General features: G+C 68.4%; 13 protein-coding genes and 1 tRNA gene. 8 read left to right on the top strand and 6 right to left on the bottom strand.

Annotated features, from left to right (window positions below):
* Nucleotides 1-371 precede the first annotated feature (371 nt).
* Both ACK8OR_RS00070 and ACK8OR_RS00065 read right to left on the bottom strand, forming a co-directional pair.
* Nucleotides 372-1,454 carry an Mrp/NBP35 family ATP-binding protein gene (locus tag ACK8OR_RS00070; RefSeq protein WP_410187454.1) on the bottom strand — a complete coding sequence of 361 codons (1,083 nt, stop codon included), beginning with the start codon at nucleotides 1,452-1,454 and terminating at the stop codon, nucleotides 372-374.
* Nucleotides 1,455-1,482: 28 nt separating this feature from the next.
* A complete protein-coding gene (locus ACK8OR_RS00065) occupies nucleotides 1,483-2,682 on the bottom strand; it encodes an MFS transporter (RefSeq protein ID WP_410187453.1) in 1,200 nt (399 codons plus the stop codon).
* A 225-nt stretch (nucleotides 2,683-2,907) separates the two neighbouring features.
* On the opposite strand from ACK8OR_RS00065, the gene ACK8OR_RS00060 reads away from it, so the two are divergent.
* Nucleotides 2,908-3,132: a DUF1127 domain-containing protein gene (locus tag ACK8OR_RS00060; RefSeq protein ID WP_410187452.1), complete on the top strand. Its 225-nt coding sequence runs from the start codon at nucleotides 2,908-2,910 to the stop codon at nucleotides 3,130-3,132.
* Nucleotides 3,133-3,759: 627 nt separating this feature from the next.
* The gene (locus ACK8OR_RS00055; protein ID WP_410187451.1) at nucleotides 3,760-4,458 is read left to right on the top strand and encodes a DUF4336 domain-containing protein; all 699 of its coding nucleotides are present in this window, start codon (nucleotides 3,760-3,762) and stop codon (nucleotides 4,456-4,458) included.
* On the opposite strand, the gene ACK8OR_RS00050 is transcribed toward ACK8OR_RS00055, so the two are convergent.
* Both ACK8OR_RS00050 and ACK8OR_RS00045 read right to left on the bottom strand, forming a co-directional pair.
* Nucleotides 4,455-6,875, bottom strand: a complete 2,421-nt coding sequence (locus ACK8OR_RS00050; protein ID WP_410187450.1) for an ATP-dependent helicase — start codon at nucleotides 6,873-6,875, stop codon at nucleotides 4,455-4,457. The genes ACK8OR_RS00055 and ACK8OR_RS00050 overlap by 4 nt on opposite strands.
* 76 nt (nucleotides 6,876-6,951) lie before the next feature.
* Complete coding sequence (locus tag ACK8OR_RS00045) at nucleotides 6,952-7,719, bottom strand: aldo/keto reductase (RefSeq protein ID WP_410187449.1); 768 nt, start codon at nucleotides 7,717-7,719, stop codon at nucleotides 6,952-6,954.
* Between the two features lie 101 nt (nucleotides 7,720-7,820).
* On the opposite strand from ACK8OR_RS00045, the gene ACK8OR_RS00040 reads away from it, so the two are divergent.
* Complete coding sequence (locus ACK8OR_RS00040; protein WP_410187448.1) at nucleotides 7,821-8,654, top strand: LysR family transcriptional regulator; 834 nt, start codon at nucleotides 7,821-7,823, stop codon at nucleotides 8,652-8,654.
* A 3-nt stretch (nucleotides 8,655-8,657) separates the two neighbouring features.
* On the opposite strand, the gene ACK8OR_RS00035 is transcribed toward ACK8OR_RS00040, so the two are convergent.
* Nucleotides 8,658-8,891 carry a hypothetical protein gene (locus ACK8OR_RS00035; RefSeq protein ID WP_410187447.1) on the bottom strand — a complete coding sequence of 78 codons (234 nt, stop codon included), beginning with the start codon at nucleotides 8,889-8,891 and terminating at the stop codon, nucleotides 8,658-8,660.
* A gap of 116 nt (nucleotides 8,892-9,007) precedes the next feature.
* Here ACK8OR_RS00035 and ACK8OR_RS00030 point away from each other — a divergent pair, with 116 nt between their 5' ends.
* The 3 genes from ACK8OR_RS00030 to ACK8OR_RS00020 all read left to right on the top strand — a co-directional run bounded on the left by ACK8OR_RS00030 (nucleotide 9,008) and on the right by ACK8OR_RS00020 (nucleotide 13,493).
* Complete coding sequence (locus tag ACK8OR_RS00030; RefSeq protein ID WP_410187446.1) at nucleotides 9,008-12,448, top strand: pyruvate carboxylase; 3,441 nt, start codon at nucleotides 9,008-9,010, stop codon at nucleotides 12,446-12,448.
* A 159-nt stretch (nucleotides 12,449-12,607) separates the two neighbouring features.
* Nucleotides 12,608-13,324, top strand: coding sequence for a hypothetical protein (locus tag ACK8OR_RS00025; RefSeq protein WP_410187445.1), 717 nt, complete (start codon nucleotides 12,608-12,610; stop codon nucleotides 13,322-13,324).
* Nucleotides 13,325-13,418: 94 nt separating this feature from the next.
* A tRNA-Gly gene (locus ACK8OR_RS00020) sits at nucleotides 13,419-13,493 on the top strand.
* A 79-nt stretch (nucleotides 13,494-13,572) separates the two neighbouring features.
* Here the strand turns inward: ACK8OR_RS00020 and ACK8OR_RS00015 are convergent.
* Nucleotides 13,573-16,137, bottom strand: coding sequence for a Hint domain-containing protein (locus tag ACK8OR_RS00015; RefSeq protein WP_410187444.1), 2,565 nt, complete (start codon nucleotides 16,135-16,137; stop codon nucleotides 13,573-13,575).
* Nucleotides 16,138-16,375: 238 nt separating this feature from the next.
* Between ACK8OR_RS00015 and hisB the strand changes: the two genes are divergently transcribed.
* Together hisB and hisH are read left to right on the top strand one after the other, a co-directional pair.
* A complete protein-coding gene (hisB, locus tag ACK8OR_RS00010; RefSeq protein ID WP_410187443.1) occupies nucleotides 16,376-16,963 on the top strand; it encodes an imidazoleglycerol-phosphate dehydratase HisB in 588 nt (195 codons plus the stop codon).
* 1 nt (nucleotide 16,964) lies between these two features.
* Nucleotides 16,965-17,603, top strand: a complete 639-nt coding sequence (gene hisH / locus ACK8OR_RS00005) for an imidazole glycerol phosphate synthase subunit HisH (RefSeq protein ID WP_410187442.1) — start codon at nucleotides 16,965-16,967, stop codon at nucleotides 17,601-17,603.
* The last annotated feature ends 104 nt before the right edge of the window (nucleotides 17,604-17,707 follow it).

The following is a 17,707-nucleotide window of genomic DNA, read 5'->3' as shown; positions in this document are numbered from 1 at the left end:
GTTATCCACAGCCACGGGATAACTTTGGGGATAAGCGGAATATACCACAATATGTAGCATGTCTGCAAAGATTTAACGGAATTTGTGGTGTTTTCAGAAAGTGGGAGAGAGTTCCGTCCCCGTGCTTGAACAGTGGCAAATTGCCCACAGGAACGGCCCCAACGTCAGCCCCGACCAACGGTTCACGGCGTTCTCACACTGCCCGGATTTCAGGCCGAACCCTGAATCTTTCCGTGGAGTCAGGGGTTTGCTTCGAAATCACCTGTTCGGGGCACGATTCCGAATCGGAGTGGGCCTGTGCGCGTCATCGAACGGCGTCTGGATCGGTGGACGTGGTGGCATGAGATTCCATTCCGCTCTTGCGGCTGGCTCTAGCCGGCATCCATCTCGATCAGCCGCTGCGCGAGGGCGGCGAAGGCGTCGGCCATCGGCCCCTCACCCGCTGCGACGGGCGTGCCCTCGTCCCCGGCGAGCCGGGTCTCGAGGTCGATGGGCAACGATCCCAGCAGCGGCAGGCCCAGCGCCTCCGCCTCGGCCGCGACGCCCCCGTGGCCGAAGATATGCGCCTCGTGGCCGCAATTCGGGCAGTGAAAGAGGCTCATGTTCTCGACCAGCCCCAGCACCGGAGTCTTGAGCGTGGCGAACATGTCGAGGGCCTTGCGCGCATCCAGAAGGGCCACGTCCTGCGGGGTCGAGACGACGACCGCGCCGGTCACGACGGCCTTGGTCGAGAGCGTGAGCTGCACGTCGCCGGTCCCCGGCGGCAGATCGACGATCAGGACGTCAAGGTTCGCGCCATCGGTGTGATGCGTCCAGGCCACCTGCCCCAGCATCTGTTGCAAGGCACCCATCAGCATCGGGCCGCGCCAGACCACGGCCTTGTCGGCATCGAGCATCAGCCCGATCGACATCAGCGTGACGCCGTGGGCCTGAAGCGGGTGGATGGTCTTGCCGTCGGGTGAGGCGGGGCGCTGGTTGGCGCCCATCATGCGGGGCTGGGAGGGTCCGTAGATATCGGCGTCGAGCAGGCCGACGCGCCGTCCCTGCCGTGCCAGCGCCACGGCGAGGTTGGCGGCGAGCGTGGACTTGCCCACGCCGCCCTTGCCGGACGCGATGGCGACAACGCGATCCACGCCGGGCACACGCATCGGCCCGTCCTGCGGCTTCGGGTGGCCGCCGACCTTCAAGGACGGCGGCGCCTTGGTTTCGGTCGGGGCGGTCAGCACGGCCTGCACGCGGGCGACGCCGGGCATCTTGGCCACGAGGCCCTCGGCAGCGGCGCGCAACGGCTCCATCTGGCGGGCGATCTCGGCCGACGGGGCCTCGATGACGAAGCTGACCGCGCCGTCGGCCACGGTGAGCGCGCGGACCAGGTCGGCGGAGACCAGGTTGCGCCCGTCGGGCACCGCCACGCGGGCCAGTTCCGCCTTTACGTCGTCGCGCGTGATCGCCATGGCCCGTCCCCTGTCGCCGTGTCGGGCCTTACGTGGCGGCGCGGCGCAGGGAAGGCAAGACCAGGAGCGCCGCCAGACCGGCGCCGGCCGCCCCGGCCCAGCGCAGCACCGTCGGCAGGTCGAACGGCCCCGCGAGCCAGCCGAGAAGGCCCGAGCCGATCGCCACCGCCCCGATCCCGACCACGACCCAGAGCGACATCACCCGGCCCCGGAGGTCGTCGGGCAGTGCCTGCTGCACGGCGGCCTGGAAGCTGACGCCGCAGAAGGTCGAGGCGAAGCCCGCGACCGCGGTCCAGACCAGCGCGCCCTGCCACGAGACCGAGGCGCCCAGCGCCGAGAGCGACGCGATGCCCGCCACGAGGATCGCGAGCGTCGCGCGCGAGGTGCCGGTCTCGGTCTGCCCCGCGCCCATGGTCTTGGCCATCGCGGCGACCAGCGCGCCCGCGCCGGCCGCCGCGGTCAGCCAGCCCAATCCTTCGGCGCCGCGCGCGTGGACACCCTCGGCCATGACGGGCAGCAACTCGAGATACCCGCGCACGAGGATCGCCATCGCCGCCGTCAGGATCACCGCCTGACGGGCGACGGGCGTGGTCCAGAGGTATCGCGCGGCCTCGGCGATGCCTGCGCCGATGCTGGTTTGTGTGGTGCGGGCTGATAGCGGGCGCGGATCCATCCAGCGGATCGCCACCAGCATCGGAAGGTAGAGGAGCGCCGAGGCCCAGAGCGTCGCGACCGCGCCGAACGCCGCGATGGCGATCCCGGTCAGGACGGGGGCCAGCAGCCGCGCGAGGTTGAAGTTGAGGGCCGAGAGCGCCACGACCGACGGCACCTCGGCGCGGGGCACGAGCCGGGGGCCGAGCGACATGCGGACGGGGTGATGCGCCGAGGTGACGACCCCGATGGCGAGCGCCAGCCCGGCCAGTCCCCAGCGCCCGAGCCCCGGCCCGCCGGCGAGAAGGGCCGCGAGCGCCAGCAGCAGCGCCATCGAGATGCTGGTCGCGAAGAGCGCGCGGCGGATGTCGGCGCGATCCACGAGCACGCCGAAGATCGGACCCGAGATCAGCATCGGCGCCAGACCCAGCGCCGCGATCAACCCCACGAAGGGTGCCGAACCCGACACGTCCCAGGCGAGCCATCCCAGCGTGACGCGCTGTGCCCAGAGCGCCTGCACCAGCGGGACGGCAGCCACGAAATAGGCCCGGAAGCCGATATGTGAGAGCGCGCTCATCGCATCGCGATATGGCGCATGCCGGGCGCTTCGACAGGGCGCGGCGGCGAAACAAGGGGTCTGACGCAAGGACACCCATGCAGATGCCGCATAGCAGCATTGAAGGATCGGGGCGTTGTGCGGGTGCAGCATCCGGCCCATCTTCCTCTCAAGGAAACACGGATGCACCCGGCAATGGGGTCGGTCACCGGCGGGGCAGAATGCCCCTCAAAGAAAGGGTCAGACATGACTGTCACCACCTACGGCAATACGGCCGCCACCTCCACCACGCTGCGCGATCGTATCGCCGACCGCCTGCGTCTCGCCCGCGTGCAATGGGGCCAGTGGCGCGTCTACCGCCAGACGCTCAACGAGCTCTCGGCGCTCTCGGATCGCGACCTGGCGGATCTCGCCATCGCGCGTTCGAACATCCCGTGGATCGCGATGGAAGCGGCCTACGGCAAGCAGTAATTCCCATCCCGGCGGGCGCATCCTCCCTTGCGCTCCGACGGGTCGATGTGGCGGTGTCCTCCTCCCGGATCGTCCGCCACACCCCCCGGCCCGACCTCCCTCGGGCCGGTCCGCGCCGAACCCCGTCCTCCCACGGGAAACGGTGCACACGGAAGGCCCTGACGGCGCCCCATCCCTCCCTGAGGGGCGCCGCCGGGACCGACTGACCCCGCGCCGGGCCGCGTTCGCGACCGGCCGGCCAGACACGGGCTCCCCGTCCTCCCTCGGGCGAGACCGTTCCGCGCGTCCCCCATCCTCCCTTGGGCCGGATGCGCGACATCGACCGGTCCGGCGATAACCACCCTCCCTTGGGAATCGCCGGACCGGACGACCCTCCCTCCCTCTTTGCCCGGCATCCACCGCGCGGTGCGCGAAGAAAACTTCGCCCTTGGGCGGAACCGGATGGCTGGACCGGCGTTCGGTGACTGATTGGACGCCGCTTGTTCCCTCTGGCGATCGTCCGACGCGCCGCGACCGCACATCGTCCCCCCCGAAGCGGACGGCGCACCATAGACGGCGGTGCCCCAAAGCGTGGAGCACCGCCGTTCTTCGTTTTGCACGACGCTCGATCCCACTAGGCTCCCGTTCGTGACTTGTCTCCTGCCCTTCGGTCCCGGCCTCTGGCTTGCGGATGGCGCCACCGCGACGGTGGCCGGGTTTCGCTATCCGACGCGGATGGTGGTGATCCGGCTGGCGTCGGCCGGGTTGGTGCTCTGGTCGCCGGTCGCGGCGGGAGACGCACTGGTCGCAGGCGCGGCGGCCCTCGGTCCGGTCGAACAGATCGTGGCACCCAACCACCTGCACCATCTCTGGATCGCGGACTGGGCGGCGCGGTGCCCCGAGGCGCGGATATTCGCCGCGCCGGGGCTCGCGGCCAAGCGACCGGACCTGGCCCTGAACGGCGTGCTGTCCGCGCCCTGGCCCGAGACCTGGGCCGGGGCGCTCGACGCGGTGACCGTGCCGGGCAACCGCATCACGACCGAGATCGTGGCGTTTCATGCACTCAGCGGCACGGTCATCTTCACCGACTTGCTCCAGCAGCTGCCGCCCGACGCGAATAGCGGCTGGCGGGGTGCGGTCGCGCGGCTCGACCGGATGACGGGGCCCCGGCCGCACGTGCCGTTGAAGTTCCGGCTGGCCCAGACGGACCGGCGGGCAGGTCGGGCGGCCGTGCGGCGCATCCTCGACTGGCCGATCCGGCAAGCGGTCTTCGCGCACGGCCCGCCCGTCACCGCGGACGCGCACGGGGTGGTCGCCGCCGCGTTCGATTGGCTGGGGGTGGCCTAAAAGGGGGTCTCGCCCGCCTGATCGGCGGCCATCAGGAAGCGGCCGACGATCTTCTTCGACCCGGCCTTGTCGAACTCGACCTCCAGCTTGTCGCCCTCGATCGCCATCACCTCGCCATAGCCGAACTTCGTGTGAAACACCCGGTCGGCGATGGAGAAGGCCGAGACGGCGGTGGCGTCGATGACGAGGTTCTTGGCTTCGGCGGGCTGGCGCACGGGGCGCGTCGCGTTGGATTGCAGCCGCCGCCAGCCGGGCGAGTTGTAGACGTCGGCCTTGGTGGCACGATCGTGCAGGTCGCTTTCGACGCCGCCGCCCATCGCGGTCTTCTGGGCCGCGGCCATGCCGGATGCGCCGAAGCCACCGCCATAGAGTCCGGGGGGCGTCAGGACATCGACGTGGTCGGCTGGCAGCTCGTCGATGAAGCGCGACGGCAGGGCGGATTGCCACTGGCCGTAGACGCGGCGATTGGCGGCGAAGCTGATCGTGCAGACCTCCTCGGCCCGCGTGATGCCGACATAGGCCAGCCGCCGCTCCTCCTCGAGGCCCTTCACGCCCGACTCGTCCATGCTGCGCTGGCTGGGGAAGAGGCCGTCCTCCCAGCCGGGCAGGAACACGGCCGGGAATTCGAGGCCCTTGGCGGCGTGGAGCGTCATGATGGTGATCATCGGCTCGTCCTGCGCCTGCTCGTTGTCCATGATGAGCGACACGTGTTCGAGGAAGCCCTGCAGGTTCTCGAACCCTTCCAGCGCCTTCACGAGTTCCTTGAGGTTCTCCAGCCGGCCAGGCGCCTCGGGCGTCTTCTCGTTCTGCCAGAAGCCGGTATAGCCGCTCTCGTCGAGGATCTCCTCGGCGAGGTGGATGTGGTCGCGCCCGTCCAGCAGCTCCGCCCGCCAGCGCGCGAGACCGTCGACCAGCTCCTCGAGCGCGCGCCCGCCCTTGCCGCCGATCGTCTTGGAGCGCACGCAGAGGCGCGCGCCCTCGACGAGGCTGACGCCGTTCGAGCGCGCCATGACCTGGATCGTCTGCTGGGCCTTGTCGCCCAGGCCGCGCTTGGGGGTGTTGACGATCCGCTCGAAGGCGAGGTCGTCGTCGGGGCTGACGACGAGGCGGAAATAGGCCATCGCGTCGCGGATTTCCAAGCGCTCGTAGAAGCGGGGGCCGCCGATCACGCGATAGGGCAGCCCGATGGTCAGGAAGCGATCCTCGAAGGCGCGCATCTGGTGGGCGGCGCGGACGAGGATGGCCATGTCGTCGAGCGTGTAGGGGTCGAGGCCGCGCGTGCCGCGCTGCATCGACTCGGCCTCCTCGCCGATCCAGCGGGCTTCCTCGTCGCCGTCCCAATGACCGATCAGGCGGACCTTTTCGCCCTCGGTCGCGTCGGTCCAGAGGGTCTTGCCCAGCCGACCCTTGTTGCCGGCGATGACGCCGGAGGCGGCGGCGAGGATGTGGGGCGTGGAGCGGTAGTTCTGTTCGAGGCGGATGATCTCGGCGCCCTCGAAATCCTTCTCGAAGCGCAGGATGTTGCCGACCTCGGCGCCGCGCCAGCCGTAGATCGACTGGTCGTCGTCGCCCACGCAGCAGATGTTCCGATGTCCGCCCGCCAGCAGCCGCAGCCAGAGATACTGGGCGACGTTGGTATCCTGGTATTCGTCGACGAGGATGTAGCGGAACCAGCGACGATATTGCGCAAGCACGTCGTCATGGCGCTGGAAGATGTCGATGACATGCATCAAGAGGTCGCCGAAATCGCAGGCGTTCAGCGTCAGGAGACGGTCCTGATAGGCGCGGTAGAGCGCGACGCCCTTGCCGTCGAAGGCCTGCGCTTCGTGGGCCGGGATCTTGTCGGGGGTCCAGGCGCGGTTCTTCCAATGGTCGATGATGCCGCCCAGCATCCGGGGCGGCCAGCGCTTGGCGTCGATGCCCTCGGCTTCGATCAGCTGCTTGAGGAGGCGGTTCTGGTCGTCGGTGTCGAGGATCGTGAAGTTCGAGCGGAGATGGATGTCGCGCGGATCACCACCCACCATGATCGTGCGGCCGACGAGTTCGGCGTGGCGGCGCAGGAGCTTGACGCAGACCGAGTGGAAGGTGCCGAGCCATGGCATCCCCTCGGCCGCCTGGCCCATCATGGCGCCGACGCGCTCGCGCATCTCGCGGGCAGCCTTGTTGGTGAAGGTGACGGCCAGGATCTCGTTCGGGCGTGCCTTGCCTTGCGCCATCAGGTGCACGATCCGCGCGGTCAGGGCGCGGGTCTTGCCGGTGCCCGCCCCCGCCAGCATCAGGACCGGGCCGTCCAGCGTCTCGACCGCCTGGATCTGCGCCGGGTTCAGCCCGTCGAGATAGGGCGCGGGTCGCGCCGCCATCGCGCGGGACGACAGCGAGGCCGCCTCGAAGGCGTCGGAATCATCATGCTGGACCATGGCCCCACAGATAGGACGGGCCTCCCGCCAAGGGAAGCCCGTGTTCGCGTTGCGTTCCATCTGGGCGCGAAATGCCTCAGGTCGCGGCCCGCGCGGCCGCGATGTTCGCGGCGAGGTGGTCGGGGTTGGTCGTGCCCGGGATCGCGATGACGTTGGGCGACAGGTCCAGCAGCCAGCGGATCGCGCGGGCCGGGACAAGCGTGGCACCCGGCTGCATCGGGTTCGCGCCGAGCGGTCCGTAGGGGAGGAAGGCGATGCCCAGTTCGCGGGTCTTCTCGACCATCTCGAGCTGTTCGGTGTCGTCCATGTTGAGCCGGTTCTGGACGCTGGCGATGGGGGCGACGGCGCGGGCGCGGTCCAGCTCCTCGGGGGTGACGTTGCTGAGGCCGATCATGTCGATGAGGCCGGCCTCGCGGGCCTTGGCCATCGCCTCGACCGAGACCTCGATGGGCACGTTAGGGTCGACCCAATGCAGCTGGAACAGGTCTAGGCGGTCCCGGCGGAGGTTGCGGCGCGCATCCTCGATCTGCGCGGCCAGCCGCTCGGGCGAGGCGTCGCGGGACATTTCGGTGGGCGAATGCTTGTCGATGCCGCCCTTCGTCGCGAGGAAAACGTCAGGGCGATTGCCGAGCGCTTCGCCCAGGATGCGGTCGGCATGTTCCGGGCCGTAGGCGCGGGCGCTGTCGAAGAGTTGGACGCCCGCATCCGCCGCCTGGCGCAAGAGGGCGAGGCCCGCGTCCCAAACGGGATAGGGGCCGAAATTGCCGGGCCGGCCGGTGAGGCGCATGACGCCCATCCCGAGGCGGTTGATCGTGCGGCCGTTGAGGAAGGTGAAGCTGTCCATGTCGTGTCTCCTTTGCTGATCGGAGAGATGGCACTCGCAACAGATCAACGGTATGGGCATGACCTGCATCTCTGCCATACAAGATACGTATGGCAGATCGATTGTCCCATCTTGCAGTGTTCCTTCGCGTGGCCGAGCGCGGCTCGCTGACGGCGGCGGCCCGCGACCTGTCGGTGTCGCAGCCCACGGTCACGCGGGCCATCGCCGCGCTGGAGGCGGAACTCGGCACGCGGCTTCTGCACCGGACGACCCATGCGCTGGCCCTGACGGAAGCGGGGCGCACCCTCCTGCCCCGCGCGCGACGGATGCTGGCCGCGTGGGACGGGATCGCCGAAGACCTGGCCGAGGACGATACGCTGTCGGGGCCGCTGCATGTCGTGGCCCCGATCGCGCTGGGCCAGACGGAGCTGATGCCCGCACTGGCCGCGTTTCGGGCCGCGCACCCGGACGTGACCGTCAACTGGCAGCTGACGGATGCTCCCGTGCGCCTGTCCGAGACGGGGGCCGACCTGTGGATCCGGGTCGGGCCGGTGCCGGACGACACGCTGGTGGTGCGACATGTGGGCGACGTGGCGCGCCATGCGATCGGGCATCCCCGGTTCGCCGAGATCGACCTGGCGGACGCGCCGTGGATCACGCTGGGCCCCTACGAGGGGCGGCAGATCGTGCTGGCGGACCGGCGCTTCGATGCAGCACCCGGCCTCAACACCAACTCCATCGCCGTCGTGGCGCGGGCGCTGGTCGAGGGGCTGGGCGTGGCGATCGCGCCCGACTGGTACCTTCGGCGCGAGCTGGATGCGGGGCTTCTGGTGCGGTTGGCCGAGGCGCGCCCCTTGCCCGTGCACATGGCTTTCGCCCCCGAGCGTCGGACCCGGCGGCTCGAGGCGTTCATGGATGCGATGGAGGCGCGGCTCCGGTCGCAGGTGGTGGCCTGACGGTCAGTCCTCGTTGCCCCCGGCCATCTGGCTCAGGATCCAGACGACCTGCACGCCGGTGAAGACGATGCCGTTGAAGAACCAAAGGAGAAACGTGGCGAGCGCACCCCGGTCCGAGCCCGCGATCAGGCGACCGAGCCCCCCCACGTCCCACCAGAGCAGGAGCGCGGTGAAGAGCGCGGCCACCCCGAACCCGACGGCGATGGCCTTGAGATAGAGGCGGATGATGCGCGGCATGGGGCCCGTCCTTCCGCGACGATGCTATCACGGGCCGCCGCCTACCCAGAACCCGGCGGTTGCCGCAGCGCGGCATGGGCGTTACCAAACCGTCACAGATGTCCGGGGGACCCGCCATGGCCGAATTCCAGAAGATCCTGATCGCCAACCGCGGGGAAATCGCCATCCGCGTTATGCGGGCCGCGAACGAGATGGGGAAACGGACGGTCGCGGTCTACGCCGAGGAAGACAAGCTGGGCCTCCACCGGTTCAAGGCGGACGAGGCCTACAAGATTGGCGAGGGTCTGGGCCCGGTCGCGGCCTACCTGTCGATCCCCGAGATCATCCGTGTGGCCAAGGCATCGGGTGCCGATGCGATCCATCCGGGCTATGGCCTCCTGTCCGAGAACCCCGAATTCGTCGATGCCTGTACCGCCGCCGGGATCACCTTCATCGGCCCCAAGGCCGAAACGATGCGCAAGCTGGGCGACAAGGCCAGCGCGCGGCAGGTGGCCATCGAGGCGGGCGTTCCGGTCATCCCGGCCACCGACGTATTGGGCGAGGACATGGACCTGATCGCCAAGCAGGCCGCCGAGGTCGGGTATCCGCTGATGCTCAAGGCCTCTTGGGGCGGCGGCGGGCGCGGGATGCGCCCCATCGCGGGCGAGGACGAGCTGGAGGAGAAGGTGCTGGAGGGCCGCCGCGAGGCCGAGGCCGCCTTCGGCAACGGCGAGGGTTACCTCGAGAAGATGATCCAGCGCGCGCGTCACGTCGAGGTGCAGGTGCTGGGCGACAGCCACGGCAACACCTACCACCTCTACGAGCGGGATTGCTCGGTGCAGCGGCGCAACCAGAAGGTCGTCGAGCGCGCCCCTGCCCCGTATCTCAGCGGCACCCAGCGCGAGCAGATCTGCAACCTCGGCAAGAAAATCTGCGAGCATGTGAATTACGAATGCGCGGGCACGGTCGAGTTCCTGATGGATATGGATTCGGGCGAATTCTACTTCATCGAGGTGAATCCCCGCGTGCAGGTCGAGCATACGGTGACCGAGGAGGTCACCGGCATCGACATCGTCCGCGCCCAGATCCTGATCGCCGAGGGCAAGTCCTTGACCGAGGCGACCGGCATCGCGAGCCAATACGACGTCAAGCTGGACGGCCATGCGATCCAGACGCGGGTCACGACCGAGGACCCGGCGAACAGCTTCATCCCCGACTACGGGCGGATCACGACTTACCGGTCGGCCACGGGCATGGGCATCCGGCTGGACGGCGGCACGGCCTATTCGGGCGCCGTCATCACGCGCTATTACGACAGCCTCCTGGAGAAGGTGACCGCTTGGGCGCCGACGCCCGAGGCCGCGATCCGGCGGATGGACCGGGCCCTGCGCGAGTTCCGCATCCGGGGGGTCAGCACGAATATCGACTTCGTCATCAACCTTCTGAAGCACCCGACGTTCCTGTCGAACGAATACACGACGAAGTTCATCGACACGACGCCGGACCTTTTCGACTTCAAGCCGCGCCGCGACCGGGCGACGAAGATCCTGACCTATATCGCCGACATCTCGGTCAACGGGCATCCCGAGACCGAGGGCCGCCCGCGCCCGCCCGCCGATATCCGTGCGCCCCGCGCGCCCGAGCGGATCGCGGATGCGCCGCCCTCCGGGTCGAAGACGCTGCTCGAGGCGAAGGGCCCGAAGGCCGTGGCCGACTGGATGCTGGCGCAGACGCCGCTTCTTCTGACCGACACGACGATGCGGGACGGGCACCAGTCGCTTCTGGCGACGCGAATGCGCTCCATCGACATGGTGCGCGTGGCCCCGGCCTATGCGACGAACCTGCCGCAGATCTTCTCGATGGAATGTTGGGGCGGTGCGACCTTCGACGTCGCCTACCGCTTCCTCCAGGAATGCCCTTGGCAGCGGCTGCGTGATCTCCGCGCGGCGATGCCGAATCTCCTGACCCAGATGCTGCTGCGCGCGTCGAACGGCGTGGGCTACACCAACTATCCCGACAATGTCGTCCAGAGCTTCGTGGCGCAGGCCGCCGAGACGGGGATCGACGTCTTCCGCGTGTTCGACAGTCTCAACTGGGTCGAGAACATGCGTGTCGCAATGGACGCGGTGATCGAGACGGGGCGCATCTGCGAGGGCACGGTCTGCTACACCGGCGACATCCTCGACGCGGATCGCGCGAAATACGACCTCAAGTATTATGTTGGCATGGCCAAGGAGCTGGAGGCGGCGGGGGCGCATGTCCTCGGGCTGAAGGACATGGCGGGGCTTCTGAAGCCCGCGGCGGCGCGGGTGCTGATCAAGGCCCTGAAGGACGAGATCGCGATCCCGATCCATTTCCACACCCACGACACCGCGGGCATCGCGAGCGCGACGATCCTCGCCGCCGCCGATGCGGGCGTGGACGCGGCCGACGTGGCGATGGACTCGCTCTCGGGGAACACGTCGCAGGCCACGTTCGGCACCGTGGTCGAAGCCCTCAAGGGGTCCGAGCGCGACACCGGCATCGACATGAACGCGGTGCGGCGGATCGACGACTACTGGGACGCAGTGCGCGCGCAGTACCTCGCCTTCGAAAGCGGGATGCAGGCGCCGTCGTCGGAGGTCTATCTCCACGAGATGCCGGGCGGGCAGTTCACCAACCTCAAGGCGCAGGCGCGCTCGATGGGACTGGAGGACCGCTGGCACGAGGTGGCGCAGATGTATTCCGACGTGAACGCCATGTTCGGGGACATCGTGAAGGTCACGCCGTCTTCGAAGGTCGTGGGCGACATGGCACTGATGATGGTGGCGCAGGGCCTGACGACGGCGCAGGTGGCCGACCCGAAGACCGAGGTCAGCTTCCCCGACAGCGTCGTCGACATGATGAAGGGCAATCTCGGGCAGCCGCCGGGTGGCTGGCCGAAGGGCTTGCAGAAGAAGGCGCTGAAGGGTGAGGCGCCGCTGACCGATCGGCCGGGCAAGCACCTGCCGCCCGTCGATCTCGAGGCGACGCGGACGGCGCTTGCGGACAAGCTCGGCGTGGCGATCGACGACGAGGATCTGAACGGCTACCTGATGTATCCGAAGGTCTTCACCGATTACGCGGAGCGGCATGCGCTCTACGGCCCCGTGCGCGCCCTGCCGACGCCGGTCTTCTTCTACGGGATGGAGCCGGGCGACGAAATCGAGGCCGAGATCGACCCCGGCGTGACGCTCAACATCCGCTGCGTGGCCCAGGGCGACACCCACGAGGACGGCGACCGCCGGGTGTTCTTCGAGCTGAACGGCCAGCCGCGCGTCGTGCGCGTGCCGGATCGACGGGTCACGGGCAGCGCCGCGAAGATGCCGAAGGCCGAGCCGGGCAACGCGAACCATGTCGGCGCACCGATGCCGGGTGTCGTGGCATCGGTCGCGGCGCAGGCGGGGGCAAAGGTGCTCAAGGGCGACCTTCTGCTGACGATCGAGGCGATGAAGATGGAAACCGGCCTCCATGCCGAGCGTGACGCGGTGGTCAAGGCAGTGCATGTCGCGCCGGGCGCCCAGATCGACGCGAAGGACCTTCTGGTCGAGCTGGAATGACCGACTGATCCACCGTGGGGGCGGCAACGACGGCGTCGGATCGCACGAATTGTCGCCGTTTCGACGTGGCGGCGCCCCATCCGTGCCCGGTTTCCGCCATCCCAGCGTCAGGCTTCGGGGTTAGTCATTCGGGTCAACCGTCATAACACGAGTGCCCCCATGTTTGCCCCCCTCGCCCCCATTCGCCGCTTCGTCGCCGACACGCGCGGTGCGGTGACCGTCGATTACGTCGTCATCACCGCCGCGGCCGTAGGCCTCGGGTTCGCGGTGAACGAGGTGCTGTTCGGCGGCATGGGCGTGCTTGCGGGCAACGTGAACGACGAGCTGGGCGGCAAGCCCGGATATTCGGGGCCGGGCCTCGTCTACAGCGACGGGTTCGACAACGGCGCCGTTGGCTGGGTCGGCGCCGATGCCAAGAAGATGTTCGGCGTCGGAACCGTGCTGGGCCCCATTGCGGGCGGCACGGGCGCGCAGACCGTCACCAAGGTCTTCGACGTCGCAGCCGACGCGACCGAGGCCACGATCAGCTTCGATCTGCTGTCGCTCGACAGCCTCGATAACGAAAGCGGCTACGTCTATATCGGCGACCAGGTCGTCGGCTACGTGACGTCGGAGCATGGCAAGTCGACCTTCACGGCGGTCGAACAGAACGGCATCACCATCGTCGGCAACGTGATCGAACAGGATATCGAACTGGGCGGCATGATGATCGAGCAGAGCTGGTCCCGCGACAGCCGGACGAGCATCCAGATCACGGTCACCAACCCGGGCGAGTCGATCAAGTTCGGCTTCGGTTCGGATGCCAACCAGGGCATCTCGGACGAGAGTTTCGCGATCGACAACTTCACGATGCTGGGTCTCGCCGATCCGGCCTGACCGGGGCGCGAACGGGTCGAAAAACCGGGGGATGCGCCCGTATTTCCCCTTGCACCCGCGCCGCGCGTTTTCTAAGTGACCCACACCGAAGAGGGCGGGCGTAGCTCAGGGGTAGAGCATAACCTTGCCAAGGTTAGGGTCGGGCGTTCGAATCGCCTCGCCCGCTCCAATTCGGACGCGAAAGACCCCCGGCCGGGAACGGCCGGGGGTCTTTGCGTTTGCGGGGGGCGGTTTCGCGCAGGTCGCGATCAGGCGGCGAGCAGGCGCGCAAGGCGGGTCGGCGCCAGCGGCCGCGCGGCCCGTCCATAGGCCGCGAGGTCGGCACGCAGTTCGGGACGCACGCGGAACAGCGCCTCGCGATCGGCGGCGGCGATGCCCTCGAGGCCGAAGGCGGCCGGAAGGAAGGTCTCGGTCTCGGCGCCCTCGGCGAAGATCACCTCGTGATCGGGGGTCATCAGGTGGAAATAGCTGGTCGGGCCGACGCCCTCCTGCACCACGCCCGCCCCGTCGATCAGGGCCTTGGCCGGCACCAGCACCTCGTCCTCGCCGAAGGTGAGCTGGGCACGCCAGCCGCGGACGAGCATCCGGTGCTGCGGCGAGACACGCAGGACGCGCGAATTGCCGACCGTGCCCGGCGCGAAGCGGATCGGGGCCTGGTCGGCGGCGGTCAGGACGTGGCGCGATCCGATCCATTGCAGCGGCTGTACGCCCGCGTCGCGCGTCAGAACCATGTCGCCGGGGGCGAGATCCTCGACCCGGCGCGCGCCCTGCGGCGTCGAGATCTCAGTGCCATGGGCGAAGCAGATGATCTTCTCGATCTGCTCGAAGGTGACGACCGTGCCGTCCGAGAGCGTGGCGCTGCCCGAGAAGCCGCCCGCGCTGTCGGGCAGGCTGTCGTCGATGAAGACCTGTCCTGGCACCCAGAGCCCGTTGAAATCGAGGGTGTCGCCGCCCGTCTCGCTGCCCTCGCCGCCCACGACCGTGAGGGTGCCGCCGCCGACCTGCGCGGGGTCGATGAGGAAGAGGTCGTCGCCGTCGCCGCCGGTCGCGGTGTCACCCGTGCCCACGAGGATCGTGTCGTTGCCGAGGCCGCCCGCGAGCGTGTCGCTGCCCGCGCCGCCGATCAGGCTGTCGTCGCCCGCGCCGCCGGTGATGCTGTCGTTGTTGTTGCCGCCATCGATCGTGTCGCCGCCCGACCCGCCATCCAGCACGTCGTTGCCGCCGCCGCCGGTGATGCTGTCGGCATCGTCGCCGCCGAAGGCGGTATCCGCGCCGCCGCCGCCGATGATGGTGTCGTTGCCCGCCCCGCCGACGAGGCTGTCGGCATTGCCGCCCCCGTCGAGCACATCGTTGTCGGCGCCGCCGTCGAGCGTGTCGCTGCCCGAGCCGCCGACGAGGCTGTCGTCGCCCGCACCGCCCGAGAGGCTGTCATCGCCCGCCTCGCCGTCCAACGTGTCGTTGCCGCCATCGCCTTCGAGCGTGTCGTTGCCGGACCCGCCGAGGATGCTGTCGTCATCCGCGCCGCCCGAGAGGCTGTCATCGCCGCTGCCGCCGTCGATCGTGTCGTTGCCGGTCCCGCCGAAGACCGTGTCGTTGTCCGACCCCGCGAAGACATCATCATCGCCCGCGCCTGCGTCGATCAGGTCGGCATTGCCCTGGGATGAGACGGCGTCGAACTGGATGTCCGAAATCAGGACGGCCTGCTGGGTCGTCGTACCGCCGCCCGCGGGCAGGTTGTCGTAGTCGATGACGATGCGCTCGACCGGCCCCTGGATCGTGATCCGGATCGCGCCGGCCGTCTCGTTCGTGGCGTCGAGATTGTTCGCGGCCGTGACCGTGTTGCCGGACCGGATATCATCGCCGAGGATCTCGATATCGACGGTGATCGCGTTGCCCTCTGCGTCGAAGGCATCGACCGTTATGACGTCGAGGAAGTTGTTGCCGCCATTCGTGATGCCGTCGATGTCGGAGATGATGAATTCGACATTGTGGACCTCGGTCGATTTCGAGGGGTCCGCGCTGTCGAAATCGACGGTCAGGGTGGTGTTCGTCTCGTTGCCGTTGGAAAAGAAGCGGGCGTTGGACGTGGTCGAGAATCCCTGCCCCGACGGAAGCTCGTCGGCGGCGGCGTTGCCGACGTCGTAATTGGCGATGAAGGTCGAGCCGGTGGGCAGGCTGGACGTGATCGTGACCGAGACGTCGTCGAGGGTCTGCGTGGCCCCGGCCGACATGTCCTGGTTCGCCGCGAAGGTGTTCCACTGAAAGAGCTGCTCGGAGGTCTGCGAGGTATAGAGATCGTTGGCGTCGACCTTGTCGCCGTTCGGATCGCCCGTGTAGTCGCGGTCGATCGTGTCGTTGCCTGCGGTTCCGAGAACGGTGCCGTCATTGTATTCGTCATAGTCGAACTGGGTGCCCGACGGCTGGTCCGGCGTGGCGTCGAACTGGATCGTCTCGTAGCTGCGCCCCTCGACCAGCGGCACCGACGAGATGGTATAGTAGCTCGCGCCGCCATTGACGGTGATCGTGGTGACCTTGATCTGTTCGCCGGTGACGCTGTCCTCGAGGATCCAGGTCTCGCCAGCGTGGATATCGGCATTGGAGATCGTGGTGCCGGGGAAGGTGATGTCACCTGTGGCCGTTTCGCCATTGCTGGCATCCGTGAGGTAGGTTTCCTCGGCCCCGCCGCCGTTATCGGTGAGGTCCAGCGTGCCCGTCGCGGCGGAGGTCGAGCTCCATGTCGACGTGTTGCCCGCCGTCTGGCTGAACACATTCCACGGGTCTACCCCGTAGATTCGGAACGAAAAAGTCGCCATGGGGTCGTCGGATCCGTGCTCGTGTTTGCCTCACGGGATCCGATCTTGGCGCCGAACCTCCGCAGTTCTTCAAATGCCTGAATAAGTTGTCCTAAATATGACCGGTGCGGGATCCCCGGCCATCTACAGACTGTTGCGGACATGGCGTCACGCATCTCGGGGCGCGCCGGCCCGGGGGGTTCCCACCGGGTGCGATCGCGTCCTATGACGGCGGCGACCGCAAACCGGAGCCGCCCTCATGCGCCAGGCCACGATCACCCGCACGACCGCCGAGACCGAGATCACGGTGTCGGTGAACCTCGACGGGACCGGACGTTACGACAATCGCACCGGTGTCGGGTTCTTCGACCACATGCTGGACCAGTTGGCCCGCCACGCGCTGATCGACATGGAGGTGCGCTGCACGGGCGACACGCATATCGACGACCACCACAGCGTCGAGGACGTGGGCATCGCGTTGGGCCAGGCACTGACGCAAGCCATGGGCGACAAGCGCGGGATCCGTCGCTACGGGCATTGCTACTTGCCGATGGACGATGCGTTGGTACGGGCCGCGCTGGACCTGTCGGGCCGGCCGTGGCTCGCGTGGGAGGTGCCGATGACGGCGCCCGCCATCAAGGGGTTCGACACCGAGCTGGTGCGCGAATTCTTCCAGGCCTTCTCGACCCATGGCGGGATCACGCTGCATGTCGACGGGCTGCGCGGCGTCAATTCGCACCACATCGCCGAGGCGAGTTTCAAGGCCGTGGCGCGCGCGCTGCGGGACGCGCTCGAGACGGACCCGCGCAAGGCGGATGCGATCCCGTCCACGAAGGGGTCGCTCTGACGTGCTGACGGTTCTCGTCGATTACGACAGCGGCAATCTCCATTCGGCGCAGAAGGCCTTCGAGCGCATGGCGCGGGAGGCGGATGCGGGCGAGGTGCTCGTCTCCCAGCGCCCCGAGGACGTCGCGCGCGCGGATCGCGTGGTCCTGCCGGGCGACGGTGCTTTCCCGGCGTGTCGGCGCGGGTTGAAGGGGTTCGACGGGCTGGAGGAGGCCTTGCTGGACGCCGTGACGGTCCGCAGGGTGCCGTTTCTGGGGATCTGCGTGGGCATGCAGATGCTGGCCACCGAAGGGCGCGAATACGAGCCCGTCGCAGGGTTCGACCTCGTGCCCGGAACGATCGACCGGATCGTGCCCTCGGATGCGGCGCTGAAGGTGCCGCATATGGGGTGGAACGACCTCGTGCTCACCGGGGACCATCCGGTGCTGGAGGGGATCGAGACGGGCGATCACGCCTATTTCGTGCATTCCTACGCGATGACCATGGCCGATCCGGCGGACCGGCTGGCCCATGTCGACTATGGCGGGGACGTCACGGCGATCGTCGCGCGGGACAACGTGGTCGGGACGCAGTTCCACCCCGAGAAGAGCCAGCGGACGGGCCTGCGCCTGATCGCCAACTTCCTGCGCTGGCGGCCCTGAACGCAGATCGGCCCGCGCGATGCGCGGGCCGATCCGGGGGGGGGGGGGGGGGGGGGGGGGGGGGGGGGGGGGGGGGGGGGGGGGGGGGGGGGGGGGGGGGGGGC

This window comes from Jannaschia halovivens, from assembly GCF_046452375.1.
Taxonomy (GTDB): domain Bacteria; phylum Pseudomonadota; class Alphaproteobacteria; order Rhodobacterales; family Rhodobacteraceae; genus Jannaschia; species Jannaschia halovivens.
Note: the sequence above shows the minus strand (reverse complement) of the source record. Positions and strands in the feature narration are given on the sequence as shown.